The sequence below is a fragment of the Jiangella alba genome, assembly GCF_900106035.1.
GTDB lineage: Bacteria > Actinomycetota > Actinomycetes > Jiangellales > Jiangellaceae > Jiangella > Jiangella alba.
In genome coordinates, this window is the sequence record NZ_FNUC01000004.1 from 1,347,205 (window position 1) to 1,368,084 (window position 20,880).

Annotated in this window: 20 protein-coding genes; 8 read left to right on the plus strand and 12 right to left on the minus strand. The window is 72.9% G+C overall.

The features are described 5' to 3' along the window. Nucleotides 1-17 precede the first annotated feature (17 nt). Together BLV02_RS24105 and BLV02_RS24110 are read left to right on the plus strand one after the other, a co-directional pair. Entirely contained in the window at nt 18-569 is a 552-nt protein-coding gene (locus BLV02_RS24105; RefSeq protein ID WP_069109262.1) for a carboxymuconolactone decarboxylase family protein, read from the plus strand. Continuing rightward, a complete protein-coding gene (locus tag BLV02_RS24110) occupies nt 566-1,426 on the plus strand; it encodes an RNA polymerase sigma-70 factor (protein ID WP_069109261.1) in 861 nt (286 codons plus the stop codon). Before BLV02_RS24105 ends, BLV02_RS24110 begins: the two co-directional genes overlap by 4 nt. A gap of 199 nt (nt 1,427-1,625) precedes the next feature. Here the strand turns inward: BLV02_RS24110 and BLV02_RS24115 are convergent, their stop codons facing one another. From BLV02_RS24115 to BLV02_RS24125, 3 genes are all read right to left on the minus strand, one after another. Beyond that, nucleotides 1,626-1,850, minus strand: a complete 225-nt coding sequence (locus tag BLV02_RS24115; RefSeq protein ID WP_074946637.1) for a hypothetical protein — start codon at nt 1,848-1,850, stop codon at nt 1,626-1,628. 139 nt (nt 1,851-1,989) lie between these two features. Beyond that, nucleotides 1,990-2,919 carry a phosphatase PAP2 family protein gene (locus BLV02_RS24120; RefSeq protein ID WP_069109260.1) on the minus strand — a complete coding sequence of 310 codons (930 nt, stop codon included), beginning with the start codon at nt 2,917-2,919 and terminating at the stop codon, nt 1,990-1,992. 13 nt (nt 2,920-2,932) lie between these two features. After that, nucleotides 2,933-4,051 carry an epoxide hydrolase family protein gene (locus tag BLV02_RS24125; protein WP_069109259.1) on the minus strand — a complete coding sequence of 373 codons (1,119 nt, stop codon included), beginning with the start codon at nt 4,049-4,051 and terminating at the stop codon, nt 2,933-2,935. Between the two features lie 64 nt (nt 4,052-4,115). Here BLV02_RS24125 and BLV02_RS24130 point away from each other — a divergent pair, with 64 nt between their 5' ends. Further along, nucleotides 4,116-5,249, plus strand: a complete 1,134-nt coding sequence (locus tag BLV02_RS24130) for a helix-turn-helix transcriptional regulator (protein WP_069109258.1) — start codon at nt 4,116-4,118, stop codon at nt 5,247-5,249. On the opposite strand, the gene BLV02_RS24135 is transcribed toward BLV02_RS24130, so the two are convergent. The 3 genes from BLV02_RS24135 to BLV02_RS24145 are packed head-to-tail and all read right to left on the minus strand — an operon-like array spanning nt 5,250 to nt 8,130. Beyond that, entirely contained in the window at nt 5,250-6,197 is a 948-nt protein-coding gene (locus BLV02_RS24135; protein WP_216093971.1) for a U32 family peptidase, read from the minus strand. Then, nucleotides 6,194-7,363, minus strand: a complete 1,170-nt coding sequence (locus BLV02_RS24140; protein ID WP_069109256.1) for a mandelate racemase/muconate lactonizing enzyme family protein — start codon at nt 7,361-7,363, stop codon at nt 6,194-6,196. The genes BLV02_RS24135 and BLV02_RS24140 overlap by 4 nt, the downstream gene beginning before the upstream one ends. Beyond that, nucleotides 7,360-8,130 carry a FadR/GntR family transcriptional regulator gene (locus BLV02_RS24145; protein WP_171906630.1) on the minus strand — a complete coding sequence of 257 codons (771 nt, stop codon included), beginning with the start codon at nt 8,128-8,130 and terminating at the stop codon, nt 7,360-7,362. The genes BLV02_RS24140 and BLV02_RS24145 overlap by 4 nt, the downstream gene beginning before the upstream one ends. Nucleotides 8,131-8,335: 205 nt before the next feature. Between BLV02_RS24145 and BLV02_RS24150 the strand changes: the two genes are divergently transcribed. From BLV02_RS24150 to BLV02_RS24165, 4 genes are read left to right on the plus strand one after another with little or no spacing between them, the layout of a single operon-like run. Further along, nucleotides 8,336-9,631, plus strand: coding sequence for an ABC transporter substrate-binding protein (locus tag BLV02_RS24150; RefSeq protein WP_069109255.1), 1,296 nt, complete (start codon nt 8,336-8,338; stop codon nt 9,629-9,631). Nucleotides 9,632-9,637: 6 nt separating this feature from the next. Continuing rightward, nucleotides 9,638-10,570: a carbohydrate ABC transporter permease gene (locus BLV02_RS24155; RefSeq protein WP_069109254.1), complete on the plus strand. Its 933-nt coding sequence runs from the start codon at nt 9,638-9,640 to the stop codon at nt 10,568-10,570. Further along, nucleotides 10,567-11,454 (plus strand): carbohydrate ABC transporter permease, encoded by an 888-nt coding sequence (locus tag BLV02_RS24160; protein ID WP_083288220.1) that lies wholly within the window; start codon nt 10,567-10,569, stop codon nt 11,452-11,454. The genes BLV02_RS24155 and BLV02_RS24160 overlap by 4 nt, the downstream gene beginning before the upstream one ends. A gap of 29 nt (nt 11,455-11,483) precedes the next feature. After that, nucleotides 11,484-13,349, plus strand: coding sequence for a glycoside hydrolase family 127 protein (locus tag BLV02_RS24165; protein WP_216093970.1), 1,866 nt, complete (start codon nt 11,484-11,486; stop codon nt 13,347-13,349). 1 nt (nt 13,350) lies between these two features. Here the strand turns inward: BLV02_RS24165 and BLV02_RS24170 are convergent, their stop codons facing one another. From BLV02_RS24170 to BLV02_RS24195, 6 genes are all read right to left on the minus strand, one after another. Further along, complete coding sequence (locus BLV02_RS24170; RefSeq protein ID WP_069109252.1) at nt 13,351-13,767, minus strand: cupin domain-containing protein; 417 nt, start codon at nt 13,765-13,767, stop codon at nt 13,351-13,353. Then, nucleotides 13,764-15,701: a glycoside hydrolase family 127 protein gene (locus tag BLV02_RS24175; protein ID WP_069109251.1), complete on the minus strand. Its 1,938-nt coding sequence runs from the start codon at nt 15,699-15,701 to the stop codon at nt 13,764-13,766. The genes BLV02_RS24170 and BLV02_RS24175 overlap by 4 nt, the downstream gene beginning before the upstream one ends. A gap of 43 nt (nt 15,702-15,744) precedes the next feature. Beyond that, nucleotides 15,745-16,548: a carbohydrate ABC transporter permease gene (locus BLV02_RS24180; protein WP_069109250.1), complete on the minus strand. Its 804-nt coding sequence runs from the start codon at nt 16,546-16,548 to the stop codon at nt 15,745-15,747. Nucleotides 16,549-16,552: 4 nt separating this feature from the next. Then, nucleotides 16,553-17,458, minus strand: a complete 906-nt coding sequence (locus BLV02_RS24185) for a carbohydrate ABC transporter permease (RefSeq protein WP_141711361.1) — start codon at nt 17,456-17,458, stop codon at nt 16,553-16,555. Nucleotides 17,459-17,468: 10 nt separating this feature from the next. Beyond that, nucleotides 17,469-18,776: an ABC transporter substrate-binding protein gene (locus BLV02_RS24190; protein WP_069109249.1), complete on the minus strand. Its 1,308-nt coding sequence runs from the start codon at nt 18,774-18,776 to the stop codon at nt 17,469-17,471. 66 nt (nt 18,777-18,842) lie between these two features. After that, the gene (locus BLV02_RS24195; RefSeq protein ID WP_069109248.1) at nt 18,843-19,877 is read right to left on the minus strand and encodes a LacI family DNA-binding transcriptional regulator; all 1,035 of its coding nucleotides are present in this window, start codon (nt 19,875-19,877) and stop codon (nt 18,843-18,845) included. A gap of 84 nt (nt 19,878-19,961) precedes the next feature. On the opposite strand from BLV02_RS24195, the gene BLV02_RS24200 reads away from it, so the two are divergent. Further along, nucleotides 19,962-20,747, plus strand: a complete 786-nt coding sequence (locus BLV02_RS24200; protein WP_069109247.1) for an SDR family NAD(P)-dependent oxidoreductase — start codon at nt 19,962-19,964, stop codon at nt 20,745-20,747. Nucleotides 20,748-20,880 lie beyond the last annotated feature (133 nt).

A 20,880-nucleotide genomic window follows, 5' to 3' on the forward strand; every position in this document is an offset into this window, starting at 1 on the left:
CGGGTGTCTGTGTGGGCATGGCACGCATCTCCCTCGACCCGAAGCCCACCCTCGGCTACCGGCTGGTCCGCCGCGTCCTGCGCCGCCGTTACGGTGTCGTGCTCGCCCCGGTGGCCGCGTCCGCGCACCACCCCCGTGTGCTCAGGACGATGAGCCTGCTCGAGGCGGGCGCGGGGAAGTGGCGGACGCTGGACCGCGACCTCCGCGCGCTGGCCCTGCTGGCGACGTCGACGCGCACCGGCTGCGCGTGGTGCCTGGACTTCGGCTACTGGGAGAGCCACCACGCCGGCGTCGACCCCGCGAAGCTGCGTGCGGTCGGCCAGTGGCGCGACAGCGACCTCTACACTGCGCTGGAACGCCGGGTGATGGCCTACGCCGAGGCCATGACCGCCACGCCGCCGGAGGTGACCGACGAGATGGTGGCGGAGCTGCGCGCCGACCTCAGCGAGGCCGAACTGGTCGAGCTGACGGCCACCGTCGGGCTGGAGAACCTGCGCAACCGCAGCAACGCCGCGCTCGGGCTGACCGGCCAAGGGTTCGCGGAGCGCTGCGAGGTGCCGGCGCCATGACCGACGATCCGTTCCAGCGGCACCGCGGGCTGCTGTTCACCGTCGCGTACGAACTGCTCGGCAGCGTCGCCGACGCCGAGGACGTCGTGCAGGACACCTGGCTGCGGTGGTCCGCCGACGACCGGTCCGACGTGGTCGAGCCGAAGGCGTACCTCGTGCGCATCGCGACCCGGCTGGCGCTGAACCGGATGCGCACGCTGCGCACGCGGCGCGAGACCTACGTCGGGCCGTGGTTGCCCGAGCCGTTGGTGACCGGCCCCGACGCGGCCGGCGGCGTCGAACTGGCCGAGGACGTGTCGATGGCGATGCTCGTGGTCCTGGAGACGCTGACGCCGGTCGAGCGGGCGGTGTTCGTGCTGCGCGAGGTGTTCGGGTTCGCGCACGCGGAGATCGCGACGGCGCTGGACCGCAGCGAGGCGTCGGTGCGGCAGGTCGCGCACCGGGCCCGCGAGCACGTCCAGGCGCGCCGGCCGCGGTTCGACACCGACCCGGAGCAGCGGCGCGCGGTCACCGAGCGGTTCCTGCGCGCCACGGCCGAGGGGAACCTGGCCGAGCTGATGGAGGTGCTGGCGCCCGACGTCGTCATGATCAACGACACCGACGGGAAGGTCCGCGCGGCTCGTCGTCCGGTCCTGGGTGCGGACAAGGTCGCCCGGTTCCTGCGGGGTCTGGTGGCCCGCGGCGAGATGGCCGGCTACCGGTTCGAGTACGCGGAGTTGAACGGCGAGCCGGGCGTCGTCGGCTGGCTGGACGGCCGGCTGGACGTGGCGGGCGTCATCGAGACGCGCGACGGCCAGGTGGTGCGGCTCCTGGCGTTCCGGAACCCGGATCGGCTGACCAGCCTGCGGCGTCAGTGAACGAGTGGGCCGCCTGGGCAGCGGTGGATGCCGTCTCCGCCCCCCTCGCAGCCTACCCCTGACGACATCCACCGCCGCCAAGGCGGGCGTCCCGCTCCGGCCGGCCGGCATGGCGGATGTTGACACAAACCCGCCGCCGGGCGGCCGGATGCCGAGACGTTTCGATGAGATTTGTGGCTATGTGCGAAAAGGCGACGGCTCAGAGCCGGGTGACCTTCGGGTTCGGCAGGGCGATGCGGCGTACAGCGGTGCCGAAATCGACGTGAACCTCGTGGTCGCCGGGAACGCTGACGACGCGGCCAAGACCGTGACGGTCGTGAGTGAGCAGGTCATCGATGGAGAACTTCTGGACGGGGGGAGGAGCGGTGGGGCGGAACGGACTCGAAGGAAAAACAGGCCTCGCGGCCGGTGTACGAGAGGTCATTCCGTCAGTCTGCCGCTCTTGGGGTCCGTTGTGTAGCCCTCTTTGGAAGACTATGTCAACTCTTGACCATCAGTTCGGCGGGCAGCGTTGAACACCTGTTCCCCCTCCTCCGGCACGCTGCCGTGACAGTACCGAACGCCTAAGAGACGCCCGCCGAGACCGATCGGGCGGACGACGTCCGGGCGGGCTGCGCGGGGCGGCTGGCGACCTGGTGCGCGACCAGGATCGCGGCGTAGGCGAGCGCCGTCACGGCCACCACGCCGAGCGCGGCGCCGACGTACGCCGTCGCGAGGTCGGAGCGCTCGGTGACGGCGCCGGCGGTGTTCAGGACGTCGCGGGTGCGCTGCAGCGCCGAGACGGCCATGACGCCGGTGACGCCGGCCACGACCGCGAACAGGCCGGTGACGACCGCCGTCGGGGTGTTGCCGGGCGGCGGCGACGGCATCCGCTCGGGGCTGCTGACCGCGGTGAGCACCGTCGTCAGTCCGGCCCATGCCAGCACGACGGTGATGGCGGCGACGACGTCGGACGGCCGGTGCCAGCCGCCGACCATGGTCGAGATGCCGGTGACGGCGGCGTACCCGGCGCCGAGGACCGCGACCGCGGGCCGGGCCCGTCGCGGCACTACCAGCACGAGCGCGGCCGCCACGCTGGCGGCGACCGTGGTGTGCCCACTGGGCAGCGAGTTGCCCAGCGGGCCGGTGTCGCCGGCCAGCCGCGGACGGTCCAGCACGACGTGCTTGAGCACCTGCGTGGTGAGGTTGGCGCCGCCGACCAGCACGATGACCTGCAACGCCAGCAGCCAGCGCTGCCGCACGAGCGCGATCAGCGCGACGGCCCCGAGCACGACCACGACGAACGGCACCGACACGACGTCGAGCACCCGCTCGGCGCCCGACCACAGCGTGGACCGGCCGATGCCGGAGCCGCGGAACGCGACCTGGTCGATGCGCTGCCCGACCGCGGTGTCGACGAACCACCGCCAACTCGCCCAGGTGCCGAGGGCGCCGGCCACGAACATCAGCAGACCGAGGACGACACCGCCGGGCCGGGGCGAGTAGGGGCGCATGCTCCGAGGGTAGTCAGAGTCGCTGAGAATCCCGGACCTTGGCGAAGAACGCCGCGATGTCGGCGACGTGCCCCGCCGGCTGCTCCATCGCGATGAAGTGGTGGCTGCCCGGATTGCCCTCGGGCCAGTGCGCGATCGTGTTGTCCCGCTCGGCCAGCCGCCGCATCAGCGCCGAGCCGCCGCCGTAGACGCCCGACGGCACCGCCTTCTGGCCGCGCGGCCACGCGAACCGGGCGCCGTCGCCCAGCCCTTCGTACATCGGCCACGACGAGGTCGCCGCGGTCTTCGTGAACCAGTAGACGCTGACGTTGTCCAGGAACGCGTCGCGGTCGATGACGTCGAGCAGCGGCTGGTCTGACATGGAGAACTCCTGGAACTTGTGCGCGTGCCAGGCCAGCAGCGCCACCGGTGAGTCGTGCCAGCCGGCGCCGAACGTCTGCGGCGCGGCCCGCAGCAGCGCGTGGTGGTCGACGCCGCCGGACATCCACTGCTGCATGAGGTCCCACTCGGCCCGCTCGTCCGCCGTCATGCCGGGCACGTCGTCCTCCGTCGGGAAGCCGAAGCCGCCGTCGATGTGCACGCCGACGACGCGGTCGGGGTGCTGCCGGGCCAGCTCCGGCGCGACGTAGGCGCCGAGGTCGCCGCCCTGCGTCCCGTAGCGGTCGTAGCCGAGCCGCTGCATGAGCGTCGCGAACCTGCTGGCCACGTCCGGGATGCCGAACCCGGTCGTGCGCGGGGCCGCGGAGAAGCCGAAGCCGGGCACGGAGGGCACCACCACGTGGAACGTCTGCGCGAGGAGCGGGATCGTGCGCGCGAACTCGACGAACGAGTTCGGCCAGCCGTGCGTGAGGATCAGCGGCAGCGCGTCGGGCTCCGGCGAACGGACGTGCAGGTAGTGCAGGTCCAGCCCGTCGATCTCGTCGACGAACTGCGGGAACGCGTTGAGCCGGGCCTCGCGCTCGCGCCAGTCGTAGCCGGTGCGCCAGTACTCGGCGACGTCGCGCAGCCAGTCGGCAGGCACGCCGCGGTCCAACCCCTCGCCGGGCAGTTGCGGCGTCCAGCGGGTGCGGGCCAGCCGCTCGTGCAGGTCGTTGAGGTCGTTCTGCGGGATGTCGATGCGAAAGGTCGTCATGGCATCCGACGCTATGAGGCATCTAGGTCTGTTCTCGTCCTAGTTCTGCGGCATCCTGGTTCTCATGAGCGACACCCCTGGCCGGCTGCTCGCGCTGCTGTCGCTGTTGCAGACGCCGCGCGAGTGGCCCGGCAGCGAGCTGGCCCAGCGCCTGGGCGTCACCCCGCGCACCGTCCGCCGCGACGTCGACCGGCTGCGCGACCTCGGCTACCCGGTCGAGGCGACCCTCGGCGCGGCGGGCGGTTACCGGCTGGTCGCCGGCGCCGCGCTGCCGCCGTTGCTGCTCGACGACGAGGAGGCAGTGGCGATCGCGGTGGGACTGCGCGCCGCCGCCGGGTCCGCCGTCGCCGGCATCGAGGAGGCGTCGGTGCGGGCGCTGGGGAAGCTGGAGCAGGTGCTGCCGTCGCGGCTGCGGCATCGGGTGCGGACCATCGGGGCGGCGACGCTGCCGGTGGGGGCGGACGGCCCGGTGGTCGATCCGGAGGTGCTGACGGCGCTGGCCGCGGGCGCCGCGAACCGCGAGCGGGTGCGGTTCCGCTACACGTCCGGGGACGGCACCGGCACGAGCCGGCTGGTGGAGCCGCTCGCCCTGGTGCCCTCGGGCCGCCGCTGGTACCTCGTCGCCTGGGACGTCGACCGAGCGTCCGCCGAATCGGTGTCGACCGGAGTGCGCACCCCGCCCGGCCGGGAGGGCCATCCCACCCTACGGGCGGGCTCTGACACCCGCGTTCGCGCTGCTCACCCCGCCGCAGCTCACGCCACGGCAGGTCAGGGCGACGCAGGTCAGGGTGGCGGTTCGGGGCGCGACGGCTGGCGGACGTTCCGCGTGGACCGGATCGGCCAGGTCCAGCCGACCGGGGTACGGGTGCGCGAGCAGCGCACACTGCCGGCCGAGGACGCGGCGGGGTATGTGGCCGGGCGGCGCACCGACTGGGGCACCCCCGAACTGCACGTCGTCGTCACGTTCGAGGCGCCGGTGAGCGCCGTCGCCGGGCGGCTCGGCGACCCACCCGGCGAAATCGTCGCGCTGGGGGAGGACCGCAGCCGGCTCGACGCCCGGCGCGACGATTCGATGGAGTGGCTGGCGGGCCGCCTGGTCACGCTCGGCTGCCCGTTCACCGTCCATGGGCCGGACGAGTTGCGCGCGGCGGTGCGTGTCCTCGCCACGCGAGCCGACCGAGCCGCGGCCGCCGTGTGATCAGCGCGGCACCGGAATCGCCAACCCGGCCGCACCCGGCGCCGACGCCGCCGCGGCCGCGTCCGGACGGTGCCGGGCCAGGAGGTCCAGCCCGAGCCGCGCCCGGCGCACCCGTTCACGGCTCAGCGCGACCGTCGTGGCCTCGAGATGCGTCCCCGACGGGTACACGTCGGGCGCGTTGCGCAGCCCGAACTTCACGTGCACGGGCGCGGCGACGGAGATGATGCGGCCGATCTCGTGGTGCCGGACGAATCCGCCGACGTTGTCGGGCGCCTCGACGTAGACGTCCAGGGGCACGGAGACGGCGGCGCGGATGGCGGCCAACTGCGGCAGCGTCAGGTCGGTCGGCACGTTGATCGTGTTCGCGCCGAGGTCCTCCAGCACGCGGGCGGAGGCGGCGTTCGACGCGGGCAGCATGACCGACGTCTTCGCCTGCATGTCCGCGGGCAGATCGCCGGACTCGCGCAGCCGCCCGAACACCGACAGCACGCCGAGGTCGGCGATGAGCACGCTGCGGAAGCCGTGCTCGGCGGCCCGCACGATCTCGTCGACGACGGCGGCCACCTGGTCCTGCCCGTACGCGGTCGGCGCGACGACCGCACCCGCCACGGCACGCGCCATGGCCGACGTCCCCCACGCCGCGCACGGCCGGGCGAACAGGCTGACCTCGACGGCGGCAGCGGCGGCCGTCGAGGCCAGCTGGTCCAGCTCCGAGCCGGTCAGCAGCCCGACGCCGGTGCCTTGGGAGATCCGGGTCACCGGCACGTCGAGGTCTCGCGCCACCGCCAGGACCGCGTCGAGGCAGGCCGGGCTCTCGACGCTGGGGATCTCGACGCGGTACTCGGCGCCGTCGGGGAACCGCAGCGCCGACGCCGGCAGGTCGTACGCGTCCGACCCCGGCACGCCGGCCCGGGTCAGCAGCGCCGCCGGCGAGGGCACCCCCGTCACGACGACACCGCCGACAGCGAGTCGCGCCGCTCCCAGCCCTCGCGCATGAGGTTGAAGTGGACGTGGGTGCGCGGGTGCTCGGCGCATGCGTCGTGGTCGAGCCGGACGCCGAGGCCGGGCGCCGTCGGCAGCGCGAACGCACCGTCGGACGCGTCGACCACCGGGGCCCCGCTCACCAGGCCGGCCACCCACGGGTCGGCGAAGTCGTTGAAGTGCTCGAGCACCTTGAGTCCGGGAGCGGCGGCCGCGAAGTGCACGTTCGCGGCGGTGCCGACCGGTCCGCAGACGTTGTGCGGCGCCAGTTGCAGGTTGTACGCCTCGGCCCAGCCGGCCAGTTTGCGCAGCCCGGTGAAGCCGCCGATGTGGGTGAGGTCGGCCTGGATGACGTCGACCAGCCCGCCGGTGATCAGCTCGCGGAACTCGGGCACGCTGTGCACCCGCTCGCCGGTCGCGATGGGCGCCGTCGTGGCGGCACGGACCTGACGCAGCCCGGCGATGTCGTGCGGCGGGACCGGCTCTTCCAGCCACGCGGGATCGAGCGGCGTCAGCGCCGCGGCGACCCGGGCCGCGGTGGCCGCGGTGAACCGTCCGTGCATCTCGATCATCAGCGCGACGTCGGGCCCGACGGCGTCGCGGACGGCGCCGACGATGGCGACGGCCCGGCGCAGCTCGGACGGCGACAGCTCGGCCGTGGCCGCGCCGAAGGGGTCGATCTTCAGCCCGCGGTACCCACGCTCGACGACGGCGCGCGCCAGGGCGGCGATCTCCTCGGGGTCACGTCCGCCCTGGTACCAGCCGTTGGCGTAGGCCGGGACCCGCGAGCGCATGGTGCCGCCGAGCAGCTTGTGCACGGGCACGCCGAGCGCCTGACCCATGAGGTCGTGGTACGCCATGTCGAGCGTCGCCAGCGCGGTGGCGGTGACCTCGCCGACGCGGCCGTACTCCTCCCACGTCAGCTGCCAGGCCAGCTTCTCGACGTCGAACGGGTCGGACCCGATGACGTAGCGCCGGGACAGCTCGGCGATGCAGGCCAGCAGCGTGTCGGTCTTGTTGAGCATGCGTGCCTCGCCCAGCCCGACGCGGCCGTCGTCGGTGATGACCTCGACGAACGTCAGCTCACGCCAGGGCGTTCCGACGACGGTGGTGCGGACTTCACTGATCTTCACGCGTGCTCCTGCTGGTCGTTGGGGGCCAGGTCGGGCGGCCGCGACAGCGCGGTGCGCAGGTCGTGCCGGGTGTGGACGAGGTGTGAGCGCATGGCCGCGGCGGCCGCCTCGGGGTCGCGGGCGCGGACGGCCTCGAGGATGGCGCGGTGCTCGGCGAGGAGGTCGTCGATGGCCTTGCCGCGCACGAGGTAGCCGCGCAGGCTCTTCAGCCGGCTGCTGTGCAGCGGCTCTTCCATGCCCTCGACCAGGAAGCTGAGCATCTGGTTGCCGCTGGCGGCCGCGACGGCCGCGTGGAACCTGACGTCGGCGAGGTTCAGCGCCTCCTCGTCCTCGGCCCGGTACATGCTCTCGAGGCTCAGCTCCAGCGCGGTGACGTCGGTGCGGCTGGCGTTGGTGGCGGCCAGCAGCGCGGCGTGCACCTCGATGGCCATGCGGACCTCGAGGAGGTCGAGCAGCGTGCGGGGGTCGCGGCGCAGCGCGGCGGTGAAGAACCCGCTGACGGGCGCCGCGTTGGGGAACGCGACGGTGGGGCGGCGGCCCTGTCTGATCTCCAGCAGACCGCGGGCGCTGAGGTTGCGCACGGCCTCGCGCACGGTCAGCCGGCTGATGCCCAGCTGACCCGCGAGCTCCGCCTCCGACGGCAGGGTCGCGCCGGGCTGCACCTCGCCGGCGAAGATCAGGTCCTCGAGATGCCGGACCGCTCGATCGGTCAACGGCTCGGACCGGCCGTCGCCGTCCTGGCTGTTCGTCGCTGTGCTCTCCGCCACGGACGTCACTATGGCAGATATCTGATGAGCTTCCAAGACCATGTGGCGAAGATCCGGCACTGAACTGCGGCTGGACGGCGCAATCCGGCGGTGGTGGGCGGCGCACTCTTGCTAACTCATCTGATAGGTGCGATGGTGTCCCGCAGATAGGTAGACCGGCAATCGGGTCCGGCCGACGGCGGCCGGTGTGATGGGAGAGACGGGCATGGCGCGACACAGTGGTCGGCGACGGTGGTCTGTCGGGCTCGCGGCGGCGGCGACGCTGACGCTCACGCTCGCCGCCTGCGGCTCGGGCGACGACGCGGCGGAGTCCACCGGCGAGGCCGTCGACGACGGCACCACCATCACCATGTGGGTCCGGGCGGCGACGGCGGCGCAGAGTCAGGCGCTGGTCGACGCGTACAACGCGTCGCACGAGAACCAGGTGCAGCTCACCGTGGTGCCGACCGACAACTACCTGCAGAAGGTGGGCGTCGCGGCCGGCTCGGGCGACCTGCCCGACCTGCTGGCGTCGGACGTCATCTACACGCCGAACTTCACCTCGAAGAACATGTACCTCGACATCACCGACCGGGTCGAGCAGCTCGACTTCGCCGACGCGCTGGCGCCGTCGCACATGCAGCTCGGCACCTACGAGGGCGAGACGTACACCGTCCCGCACAACGTCGCGGTGTCCGCGCTGTTCCAGAACGACGTGCTGCTCGAGCAGGCCGGCGTCGACCCGTCCGTCGCGCCGGCCACGCTGGCCGACCTCGCCGCCAACGCCGAGAAGGTCGCGGCGCTCGGCGGCGACGCCGTCGGGCTCTACTACACCGGCAACAACGGCGGCAGCATCTCGTTCACGCATTTCCCGGCCATCTGGGCGTCCGGCGGCGAGCCGCTGAACGACGACGGCACCGCGGCGAACCTCGACAGCCCCGAGGTCGTCGAGGTGTTCCAGGCGTTCAACGACATGTTCGCCTCGGGCGCCACGGCCGACGCCGTCCGCAACGAGTCCGGCCCCACCCGCGACGAGGTGTTCGCCGGTGGCAACGTCGGCTACATGCTGGCCAGCAACTCGGTGCTGCAGAACGTCACCGATACCGACCAGCTGAAGATCGGCGTCAACGGCATCCCGGGCACCACCGGCGACGTGTCGACGTTCGTCGGCGGCGACGTCATCGGCATCTCGGCCAACTCCGAGCGCGCCGACGCCGCGTGGGACTTCCTGTCCTGGTCGCTGTCCGAGGACGCGCAGCTGGAGGTGTTCGCGAAGAGCGACAACCTCACCGTGCGCACCGACCTCGCCGACAACGAGTACGCCGCCGCCGACCCGCGGCAGGTCACGTTGAACGAGCTGATCGCCAAGGGGCACACGCCGTACGCGCTCAACTACGGCCAGACCTTCAACGACCCGAACGGGCCGTGGCTGGAGGCCGCCCGCGGAGCGCTGTTCGGCGACGACGCGGCCGGCGCGCTGTCCGCGTCGCTCGACGCCGTGAACTCGTCGCTGGCCCGGTAGCTCCGCGTGGCCGCCACCTCCACCACACCGGCCGTCCGGCCCGGGACCCCGCCGCGGCGCACGTCGCGGCGGGGCGTCCGGGGCCTCGTCGGCCTGGCCTACGCCACGCCCGCCGCGCTGATCGTCGTCCTGCTGTTCCTGGTGCCGATCGGCATGGCGGTGTGGATGTCGGTGAACGACTGGCCGCTGATCGGCGAGCCCGAGTTCAACGGCGTCGACAACTACCGGGCCATCGCCGACAACCAGCTGTTCCTCGACTCCATCTGGTTCACCGTCAAGTACACGGTGGTCGTGACCGTCCTGTACCTGGTCATCGGGCTCGGGCTGGCGCTGCTGGTGCAGGAGTCGCGGCCGGGTGTCGGGCTGTTCCGGACGGCGTTCTTCCTGCCCTCCGTGGTGGGGCTGGCGTCGGCGTCGCTGCTGTTCTACGCGCTGTACAACAACGAGTACGGCCCGCTCGACGACCTGCTGCAGGCCATCGGGCTGTCCAGCGGCAACCCCGACTTCCTCGGCACGCCGGACAACGCCTTCGCCTCCACCGTCGTGATGGTGACCTGGCGGTTCGCCGGCTTCAACATGCTGATCCTGCTGACGGGGCTGCAGGCCATCCCGGGTGAGGTGTACGAGGCGTCGCGCATGGACGGCGCGTCGTGGTGGCAGACACTGCGGCACGTGACGCTGCCGCTGCTGCGTCCGTCCATCGCGCTGGTGCTGATCCTGACGGTGACCGGCTCGCTGCTGGCGTTCGAGCCGTTCTACGTGCTCACCGCCGGCGGGCCCGACAACAGCACGGTGACCATGGTCATCGCGATGTTCCGCGAGGCGTTCACCCTGTTCGACCTCGGCCGGTCGGCCGCGCTGGCGATCGTCCTGCTGGTGGTGCTGGTCGCGCTGAACGCCGTCCAGCTGCTGGTGCTGCGGAAGGACAAGACCCGATGAGCGCGACGACGCAGGCGCCGGCCCGGCCGGCGCCGCCGCCGACGACCGCGACCCGGCGCCGCCGCGTCGGCAGGGCCGCCCGCAGCACCGGGTTCTACGGCTTCGCGACGGCTCTGGCGGTGTTGTTCCTCAGCCCGCTGGTGTGGTCGTCGGTGCGTTCGGTCACCGGTGGCCAGGCGACCGGCGGCGAGGGCACGTACGGCACGAAGAACTACGAGCGGCTGGCCGACTACGGCGAGGGCCTGCTGGTCTACCTGTGGAACAGCGTCGCGGTGTCGGCGCTGACGGTGGCCGGCACGCTGGTGGTGGCGGTGCTGGCCGGGTACGCGTTCGCCCGTTACGACTTCCCGGGCAAGAACCTGCTGTTCCTGTCGGCGCTGGCGATCCTGATGATCCCGCATCCGACCATCCTGGTGCCGCTCTACCAGCTGTTCGGCTACGTGGGGCTGCAGAACTCGCTGGTCGGGCTGAGCCTCGTGCTGGTGATGTTCCAGCTGCCGTTCGCGCTGTTCATGATGCGCAACGCCTTCGAGGCGCTGCCCAAGGAGCTCGAGGAGAGCGCGCTGATGGACGGCTGCACGTCGTTCGGCGCGCTGCGCCGGGTGCTGCTGCGGGCGGTGCTGCCGTCGATGATCACGGTCGGGCTGTTCGCGTTCCTGGCGTCGTGGAACGAGTTCATCGCGCCGCTGATCTTCCTCAGCGACGGCGCCAAGTTCACCCTGCCGGTGGCGCTGGTGAGCCTGCGCAGCGGCGAGTTCGGCTCGGTCGACCTCGGCGCGCTGCAGGCCGGCATCGTCGTCACGGCGGTCCCCTGTGTGCTGATCTTCCTGCTGCTGCAGCGGCACTACATGCGCGGCTTCATGTCCGGCGCACTGAAAGGCTGACGATGACGACGGAGAGGACGGAACCGGGCGTGGACGGACGGGGCACGGTGGCGGCGGTGCGGCCGCGGACGGCGGGCCGGTACGAGCCGCTGGGGCTGGGCGAGGTGCGCATCGACGGCGGCTTCTGGGCCGACCGGCAGCGGCTGAACCGCGACGCGATCATCCCGCACTGCGACGAGTGGCTGGAGCGGGCCGGGTGGGTCGAGAACTTCCGCGCCGCCGTCGCCGGCACGCTGCCCGCCGCGCGGAAGGGCCGGCTGTTCACCGACTCCGACGTGTACAAGTACGTCGAGGCGCTGGCCTGGGAGACCGGCCGCGAGCCGGCGCCGTCGTCCGACGCGCGCATCGGCGAGCTGACGACGCTGTTCCGTTCCGTCCTCGAGCCCGACGGCTACCTCAACACGTTCTACGGCCGCGACGGCCAGCCGGAGCGCTACTCCGACCTCGCCTGGGGCCACGAGCTGTACTGCTACGGCCACCTCATCCAGGCCGCCGTCGCCCACGCCCGCACGAGCGGCCCCGACGACGACCTCGTCGCGCTGGGCGTCGCGGTGGCCGACCACGTCTGCGAGGTCTTCGGCCCGGACGGTGACCAGGGGATCTGCGGGCACCCGGAGATCGAGACCGCGTTGGTCGAGCTGTACCGCGTCACCGGCGAGCGGCGCTACCTGGACCAGGCTCGCGTCTTCGTCGACCGCCGCGGCCACGACACCCTCGGCGACACCATGTACGGCGGGGCCAGCTACTACCAGGACCGCCGCCCGATCCGCGAGCTGGACGCGTTCGAGGGCCACGCCGTGCGGGCGCTGTACCTCGCCGCGGGAGCGGTCGACGTCGCGGTCGAGACGGGCGACGACGCACTGCTCGACGCCGTCCGCCGTCAGTACGACCGCACGCTGGCCCGGCGCACGTACCTGCACGGCGGCATGGGCTCGCACCACCACGGCGAGACCTACGGCGCCGACTTCGAGCTGCCCGCCGACCGCGCGTACGCCGAGACCTGCGCCGCCGTCGCCTCCGTCATGCTGGCCTGGCGGCTGCTGCTGGCCACCGGCGACGAGCGGTACGGCGACGTCATCGAGCGGGCGCTGTTCAACGTGGTCGCGACCTGCCCGGCCGACGACGGCCGCGGCTTCCACTACGTCAACACGCTGCACCGGCGCGCCCCGAGCGTCGTCCCCGACGCCGAGAACCCGAGCCTGTTCCGCACCGGCGGCATGCGCTCGCCGTGGTTCACCACGTCCTGCTGCCCGACGAACGTCGCGCGGCTGCTGGCCTCGCTCGGCGGCTACCTGGCGACTGTCGACGACGGCGGCGTGCAGCTGCACCAGTACGCGGCCGGCACGGTGTCGGCGGCGCTGCCCGACGGCGCGGCCGTCCGGCTGAGCGTCACGACCCGCTACCCCGAGGACGGCGTCGTCGCGGTGCGGGTCGAGGCGGCGGACCGGCCGTTCGAGCTGTCACTGCGGGTGCCCGGCTGGGCGTCCGGCGCGACGCTGGCGGCCCGCGGCGGGGCGGCCGACGCCGTCGAGCCGGGCCGGGTGACGATCACCGTCGCCGCGGGCGACGAGGTGGTGCTGACGCTGCCGATGGCGCCGCGCGTCACCGTCGCCGACCCGCGCGTCGACGCCGTCCGCGGCTGTGTCGCCATCGAGCGCGGCCCGGTCGTCTACTGCGCCGAGTCCGTCGACCAGCCGGACGTCGACCTCGACCTGATCGCCGTCGGCCCCGACCCGGTCGAGCGGGACGGCATCATCGAGCTGGCCGGCACGACCGTCCCCGCGCCCGACGGCGACGACGCCGAGCCGCGCGCCGTGACGCTGCGGCTGACCCCGTACCACCAGTGGGGCAACCGCGGCGTCTCGACGATGCGGGTCTGGCTCCCCGCCGGGTGACTCAGCGGAACCGGGCGTTGGCGGGGTGGTCGGGCAGGTTGACGACGATCGCCTCGCCGCTGGTCCGCGCGACGACGATGCGGGCCGGCGCGGTGGTGGACGGGTTCTCCTCGACGTGGATCGCGCCGGCCGGCACGTAGACGAAGTCGCCGGCCTCGGCCACCACGTGCTCGCTCAGGTCGTCGCCGTACCACCAGCGGGTCACGCCGTCGAGCACCAGCACGGCGGTCTCGGACTCGCCGTGGTGGTGCACCTCGGTGGCATGCCCCGCAGGCAGTTCGGCGATGCCCATCCAGAGGCCGGCCGACCCCGTCATCGACGTCGAGACGGCGGACAGCCGCACCAGCCCGCCGGCCGTCTGGGCGGTGGCGCCGGACAGGTCGCCGCGGCGGACCAGCCGCACGGTCGCGTCGCTCATTCCTCGGTCCCTTCCACGGGCAGGAACACCCGCATCGTCGACGGGCCACGCAGGCCCCACAGGTACAGCGGCACCAGCGTCAGCTCGTGCTCGGTCGTCTCGGCCTCGGGCGCCGCCGGGGCGTACGGCCAGGCCGGCACCGTCGTCTCCGTCGTGGTGCGGACGGTGGTGGCGATGCCGACGGCGCCCGCGTCCAGCCCGTCGACCCCGGCCGGGACCTCGGTCAGCTTCGGCCGCGGGCCGGGCAGCGTGTGCCGGGCCTCGGCGGCGCCGCCGGGCACCTCGGCGCAGTAGACCAGCGGCCCCCGCTCGACGGCGACGGTGCCGTGCACCGCGTCGATCCGCGGGTCCGGGACGGTGAGCCGCGGCGTGGTGTCCAGCCGCAGCGTCAGCCGGTCGCCGGGCCGCCAGCCGCGTCGCGCCCGGGCCATCCCCGGCACGACGGACCGCACGTCGCCGCCGACCTCGACGCGGGCCGACCGTGCCCACGCCGGCACCCGGACCGCCAGCTCCCAGTCGCGCCCGTCCGCCTCGACCACCTCGATCTCGACGGTGCCGTCCCATGGGTAGGACGTGTGCACGCGCAGCACGACCCGCTGGCCGGCGACGTCGGTCGCGATGCGGGCCGCCGTCAGCTGGTGCAGCTGCAGCCCGCCGGCGTCGGTCGTCGCCACGTAGCCGGAGAACGACGCGAACAGCCGGGCCAGGTTCGTCGGGCAGCACGACACCCAGAACCACGGCGCCCGCGGGGTGTCCTTGCGGAACGGCGCCTCGTCGTCGCCCGGCTCCGGCAGCGGGTGCCGCACGTGCAGCGGGTTGACGTAGAGGAAGCGCTGCCCGCTCGGGTGCAGCGCGGTCGCGACCATGTTGAACAGCGCGCGCTCGGCGTGGTCGGCGAACCGCGGCTCGCCGGTGGCCAGCGTGAACCGCCAGGCCGCCATGACGCCGGCGATCGCGCCGCAGGTCTCGGCGTAGGCGCGCTCCGGCGGCAGCTCGTAGTCGTTCCCGAACGACTCGCCGAGGTGCCGCGAGCCCATGCCGCCGTGCAGGTAGGTGCGCGTCGCGATGGTGCGGTCCCACTGCCCGGCCAGGTGCTCGACGAGTGCGTCGTCGCCGGTCTCGACCGCGTGGTCGAGCGCGCCCGCCGTCAGGTAGAGAGCCCGGACGGCGTGCCCGCGCAGCACGTCGACGTCGCGCAGCGGCCGGTCGTCGAGGTAGTACTCCGGGCCGATGGCGTGGTGCTCGAGCGTGTCGTGGCCGCGCCGGGCCAGGAACTTCCCGGCGAGGTCGAGGTAGCGCTCGCGGCCGGTGACGCGGGCCAGCTCGACCAGTGCCGCCTCGATCTCCGGGTGGCCGTCGACGCGGGTGTCGTCGTCGGCGCCGAACGTCGCGACGGCGTGGTCGGCGGCGGCCAGCGCGGCCGCGGTCAGGTCGTCCTCGGCGCCGCCCCGCAGCCGCGCCACGCCGGCCTGGATCAGGTGGCCGTAGCAGTACAGCTCGAAACCGTGGCTGAGGTTGGTGTACTTCTGCGCGGCGTGCCGGTGCCCGAACCAGGTGTTGAGGTAGCCGTCGGGCTCCTGGGCCGAGCGGATCAGCGTGCCCAGCCCGGCCAGTCGCTCACCCGCCGGGCCGTACGGCGTCCGGCTCGCCTCCCAGGCCAGCGCCTCGGCCGTCTTGTACACGTCGGCGTCGGTGAACAGCTTGCCCTGACGCGGCCGCGCGTCGTCGCCCGCGGCCGCCCGCCGGAACGCGTCCGTCCAGCCCAGCCGGTCGATCCAGTCCAGCGCATGGGGCAGGACGGTGCTCGCGTTGAGGTCCTGCCGGGCCCGCCAGAAGCCGTCCTCGAGGACGACGTCGCCGGCCGGGACCGGGGTCAGCCGGCCACGGCTCGGGGCGACCGGCAGGCCGCGCTGCGGATGGGACGGGTCGGGCATGGAGCCTCCAGGCAGCTTCGGGGTGACGGGGACGGCGGTCGGCTCAGCCACGCAGCGCCCCCGCGAGCAGGCCGCGCACGTAGTGCCGCTGCAGCAGCAGGAACAGCACGACGCACGGCAGCGCGGACACGATGACGCCGGCCTGCAGCGCGCCGAGGTCGACCGCGCCGAAGTCGCCGGAACGCAGGCTGACCAGCGCGATCGGCAGCGTGAACCGGGAGCCGTCGTTGAGCAGGATGAGCGGGGTCAGGAACTCGTTCCAGGCGGCGAAGAACGCGAACAGGCCGACGGTGACGACGCTCGGCACGACCGCCGCCAGCGACACCCGCAGCATGGCCCGCGTCTCCGAGCAGCCGTCCAGCATGGCCGCCTCCTCCAGCTCCTCCGGCACGGCGGAGAACGCGATGCGCATCATGAACACCGAGAACGGCAGCTGGAACATGATCATCACCAGCGCGACGCCGATCAGCGTGTTCTGCAGGCCGAGGTCGCCGAGCAGCACGTACAGCGGGATCAGGATGGTCGGGTGCGGGATCATCAGGATCGCCAGGATCAGCACGAAGATCAGGTTCTTGCCGCGGAAGGTGTACCGCGCGAACCCGTAGCCGGCCGGGATCGCCAGTGCCAGCGAGCCGGCCACCGTGATCAGGGTGACGACGGCGGTGTTCCACAGGTACGTCGGCAGGCCGGCGCCGAAGTCGGCCAGCTTGCCGTAGTTGGCCGCGGTGAGGCCGCCGCCGTCGGTCACGGACAGGATCGCGGCCCGGAGCAGGGGAAACGCGAACAGCAGCGCGAGCAGGGCGGCCAGGATGCCGGAGACGACGCCGGCGCGGCGCGTGGTGGTCATGGGGTCACCTCTCCCGGCGCAGCGCGACCAGCTGGACGACGTTGAGGACGATCAGCCCGCCGAGCACGACCATCGAGATCGCGGCGGCCGAGCCCAGGTCGAGGAACGAGAACGCCTCGCGGACGATGACGATCACCAGCGTGACGGTGGAGTTGTCCGGCCCGCCGTTCGTCAGCACGTAGAACTGCTCGAACGCCAGCAGCGCGCCGGTGATGATGAGGATCGTGCACAGCGCCAGCGACGGCCGCAGCAGCGGCAGCGTCACGTGCCGCAGCGTCTGCCACCGGCTGGCGCCGTCGAGCCGGGCCGCCTCGTAGACGTCGTCCGGGATGGACTGCAGGCCGGCCAGCAGGATCAGCATGTAGAACCCGGCGAAGCGCCAGGTCATCATGATGACCACCGACAGGAACGCCGTTCCTGGCTGACCCAGCCAGTCGATCGGCTTGTCGATCAGCCCGAGGCCCGTCAGCGCGTCGTCCACCGGCGACAGCCCGGCGAAGTACAGCTCGTAGAACAGCAACGCCGCCGACGTCAGCCCAACCGCGGCCGGCAGGAAGAACGCCGTCCGCAGCAGGCCGACACCGCGCCGCGGCCGCCGGACCAGCATCGCCAGCCCGAGTCCCACCGCGAGCAGGACGACCAGGATCACCGCCGCGTACTTCGCGGTGAACCCGAGCGCCTGGCCGACGAGGTCGTTGTCCGCGATGGCGCGGTAGTTCTCCAGGCCGGTGAAGGACGGCTCGCCCAGCAGCGGCCAGTCCGACACCGACATCCGCGCCGCCAGCAGCAGCGGCACGACGAACAGGCCGACCGCGACCAGCAGTGCGGGGAGGACGAGCAGGAATCCGGTGCGCGGACGGCGGATGCTGTGCCGCCGTCCGCGCCGCCGGGCCGGGGCGATCGCGCTCACGTCGCTCCGCTCAGTTCCGCTGCAGCGAGTCGTTCACGGCGCCGTTGAGGTCGGGCACCTCCGCCGCGGGATCGTCGCCGAACAGCCCGGCCCGCATCAGCGGCAGCCCCGGCCCGTTCGGGTCGTTGAAGGTCTGGAAGAAGTTGCCCGCGTACGGCGTGCGGCCCTCGCCGACCAGCTCGTTCAGCAGCACCAGCCGCGGGTCCTGCTCGGAGTACTGGTTCGACGCGAGGTCGGTGCGGACGGTGAGGTTCTTGTTCTTCGCCATGACCTCGAGCTGCGCCTCGTCGCTGAGCGTCCACTGGACGAAGTCCCAGGCGGCGTCCGCCTGCTCCGACGACGAGCTGATGCCGAGGACGTCGCCGCCCACGAACGACGAGCGGCCGCCGTCGACGCCCGGGATCGGCACGACGCCGATGCTGAGCGCGTCCGACTCCGGGATCGTGGCCAGCGCCTTCGAGCCGAGCAGCGAGAACGCCGCCTGGCCGCTGGCGAACGGCTCGTTCTGCGTCGGGCCGGCCTCGTTGCGCGCGGCCTCCGGAATGGCGCCGTCGGCGAAGAGCTGGTTGTACGCCTCGAACACCTCGAGCGCCTCGGGCTGGTCCAGCAGCGACTCGGTGCCGTCCTCGTCGAGCACCTCGCCGCCGGAGGCCCAGATGGACGGCCAGACAGTGAAGACCAGGCAGCCGCCGCAGTTGCCGGCGAGGTAGAGGCCCTGGGTGCCCGGGCTCGCCGCCTGGATCGTCGCGATGTTGTCCGCGAGCGCCTGCAGCGTCGGCGCCGGGTCGGCCGGGTCGACGCCGGCCGCCTCGAGGATCTTCGTGTTGACGTAGAGCGCCGAGGTGTCGACCACGTGGGGGACGGCGTAGCGCTGGTCATCGACCGTGCCCGCGTCGATGTGCGACGGCGCCAGCGCGTCCGCGTAGTCCAGGGCGTCGATGCGGTCGCCGATGTCCTGCCAGAGGCCGAGCTGCGCGTAGTTCGGCGCCTCGACCACGTTGGCCGCGAGCAGGTCCGGCAGTTCACCGCCGCCCGCCGCCGCCGTCACCTTCTGCAGGTAGCTGTCGAACGGGACGACGGTCAGCTCGATCTGGTTCTCGTGCGACGCGTTGTACGCCTCGACGAGGGCTTCGGTCTGCGGTGCGGTCACCGAGCGGGCCCACATCGTCAGGGTGGCGCCGGTGTCGCCGTCGCCATCGGCGCTCGTGCCGCCGCCGGTGCTGGTGGGCTCGTCGTCGGAGCCGCAGGCGGCCAGCAGCAGGGCGGTCGCCGCGATGGCCGCCGCGAGGCGGGTCGGGCGGGCTCGTCGTTGAGCCATGTTCTCCTCCTGATGTGATCCTTAACATTTTCGTGATGCATGGGGTGTTCGCGGGTTCGGGGTGGATCAGGCGGGCGGGGCCGTGCTGGCGCGCAGGATCAGGCTCGGCGGCGCGAGGGTCACGCTCTCGACCCCCTCGCGCGTGCCGGTCTCGATCTGCCGCAGCGCCAGCCGGACCGTGTGCCGGCCCAGCTCGGCGAAGTCCTGGCGCAGTGTGGTGAGCGCCGGCCGGTAGTACGCGGCGTCCGGCACGTCGTCGAAGCCGACGACGCTGACGTCCTCGGGGGTGCGGACGCCCCGCTCGGCCAGCGCGTGGAACAGACCCAGCGCCATCTGGTCGTTGGCGCAGAACACGGCGGTGACGTCGTCGCGGCCGGCCAGCGCCAGCCCGGCGGCGTGGCCGGAGCGCGCCGTCCAATCGCCCTCGATCGGCGCCGGGACCTCGCGGCCGGCCTGCTCGAGCGTGCGCTCCCAGACGCTGCGCCGGATGTCGGCCTCGGCCCAGCCGGCCGGCCCGGCGATGTGGTGCACCGTCCGGTGGCCCAGGCCGAGCAGGTACTGCACCGCCTGGCGGACGCCGGGGCCGGAGTCGTACGACACGCTCGGCACGCCCGCCGAGCGCAGCCCGCCCACCGTCACCAGCGGCAGGTCGGACGGCAGCGGACCCAGCAGTGGCTGGTCCTCGGGGTGCGGGTCGACCACGATCACCGCGTCGACCAGCTGCTGGCGCAGCGACTCGACCGCTTCACGCAGCGTGCTGCGGGCCATCGGCGGCAGGTTGAGGATGCGCAGCCCGTAGCCGGCCGAGCGGGAGTCCTGCTCGACATGGCGCAGTGCCGACGCGGGGCCGTACAGCTCCTCGTTCAGCACCACCAGGCCGAGCGTCCTGGACCGCCGGGTGATCAAGGTGCGGGCGGCGACGTTCGGGGTGTAGCCGAGCACGCGCATGGCCTCGCGGACCCGCTCGCGGGTCGCCGGACGGACCCGGGGGCTCTCGTTGAGCACCCGCGACACCGTCTGGTGCGAGACGCCGGCATGCCGGGCGACCGCGTGGATGTCAGGCGGGCGGTTCGCCCTGCCGTCTGCGGATCGCTCGGTCATGGGAGCAAATGTGAACCATCACATCCGGTTCGTCAACCAGGCGTGAATAGTCATACAAGATGACTGAATGCTAGGTTGCCCCTCGTGAGTGAGAGCGACACCGTCCTCGCGCCCCGCTACCGCGACCGGGTCGCGCTGGTCACCGGCGCCGGGTCCGGCATCGGCGCCGCGACCGCTGTGCGACTGGCGGCCGAGGGCGCGCACGTGCTGCTGGCCGACGTCGACGAGGCGGCGCTCGGCTCGTCCGTTGCGGCCGCTTCGTCCGCCGCAGTCGGGACGGGGTTCGGTGGTGCGGCGGCCGGGGTGCCGCTGGACGTCGCGGACGAGGAGGGCTGGCCGCGGGTCGCCGGCCTGCTGCCCGGGCGGCTGGACCTGCTGCACTCGAACGCGGCGATCGCGGTGATCGAGCCGGCCGACCGCCTGTCCGTCGCCGACTGGCACCGTCAGCTCGACGTCAACCTCACGGCTTCCTTTCTTGCCGTGCACGCGCTGGCCGGGCTGCTGGTGTCGTCGCGCGGCTCGGTCGTCCTCACGTCGTCGGTGCACGCGATGCGCGGGCTGCCGGGCCGCCCCGCCTATGCGGCGTCGAAGGGCGCGCTGCTCTCGCTGGGGCGCCAACTGGCCGCCGACTACGGCCCCGACGTCCGCGTCAACACCGTCGTCCCCGGCCCGATCATGTCGCCCGCCTGGGACGACGTCGCGGAACCGGACCAGCGGCGCAGTGTCCGCGCCACCACGCTGGCCCGCTTCGGCCGGCCGGACGAGGTGGCGGCCGCGGTGGCCTTCCTCGGCTCGGCCGACGCCTCCTACATCACCGGCGCCACCCTCGTCGTCGACGGCGGCTGGAGCGTGACGGCGGACTCCGCATGAGCGCCGCCTGCCTCCGCGCCGACCACGTCCGCGCGGCCGGCGCCGGGCGCCGGGGTGTGGGCGCCGTCGGGCTGCGTTCGGTGCGCGTTGGGCCGGGTTCGGTCCCCGCCCGGCTGGGAGGGAGTCCCACCCT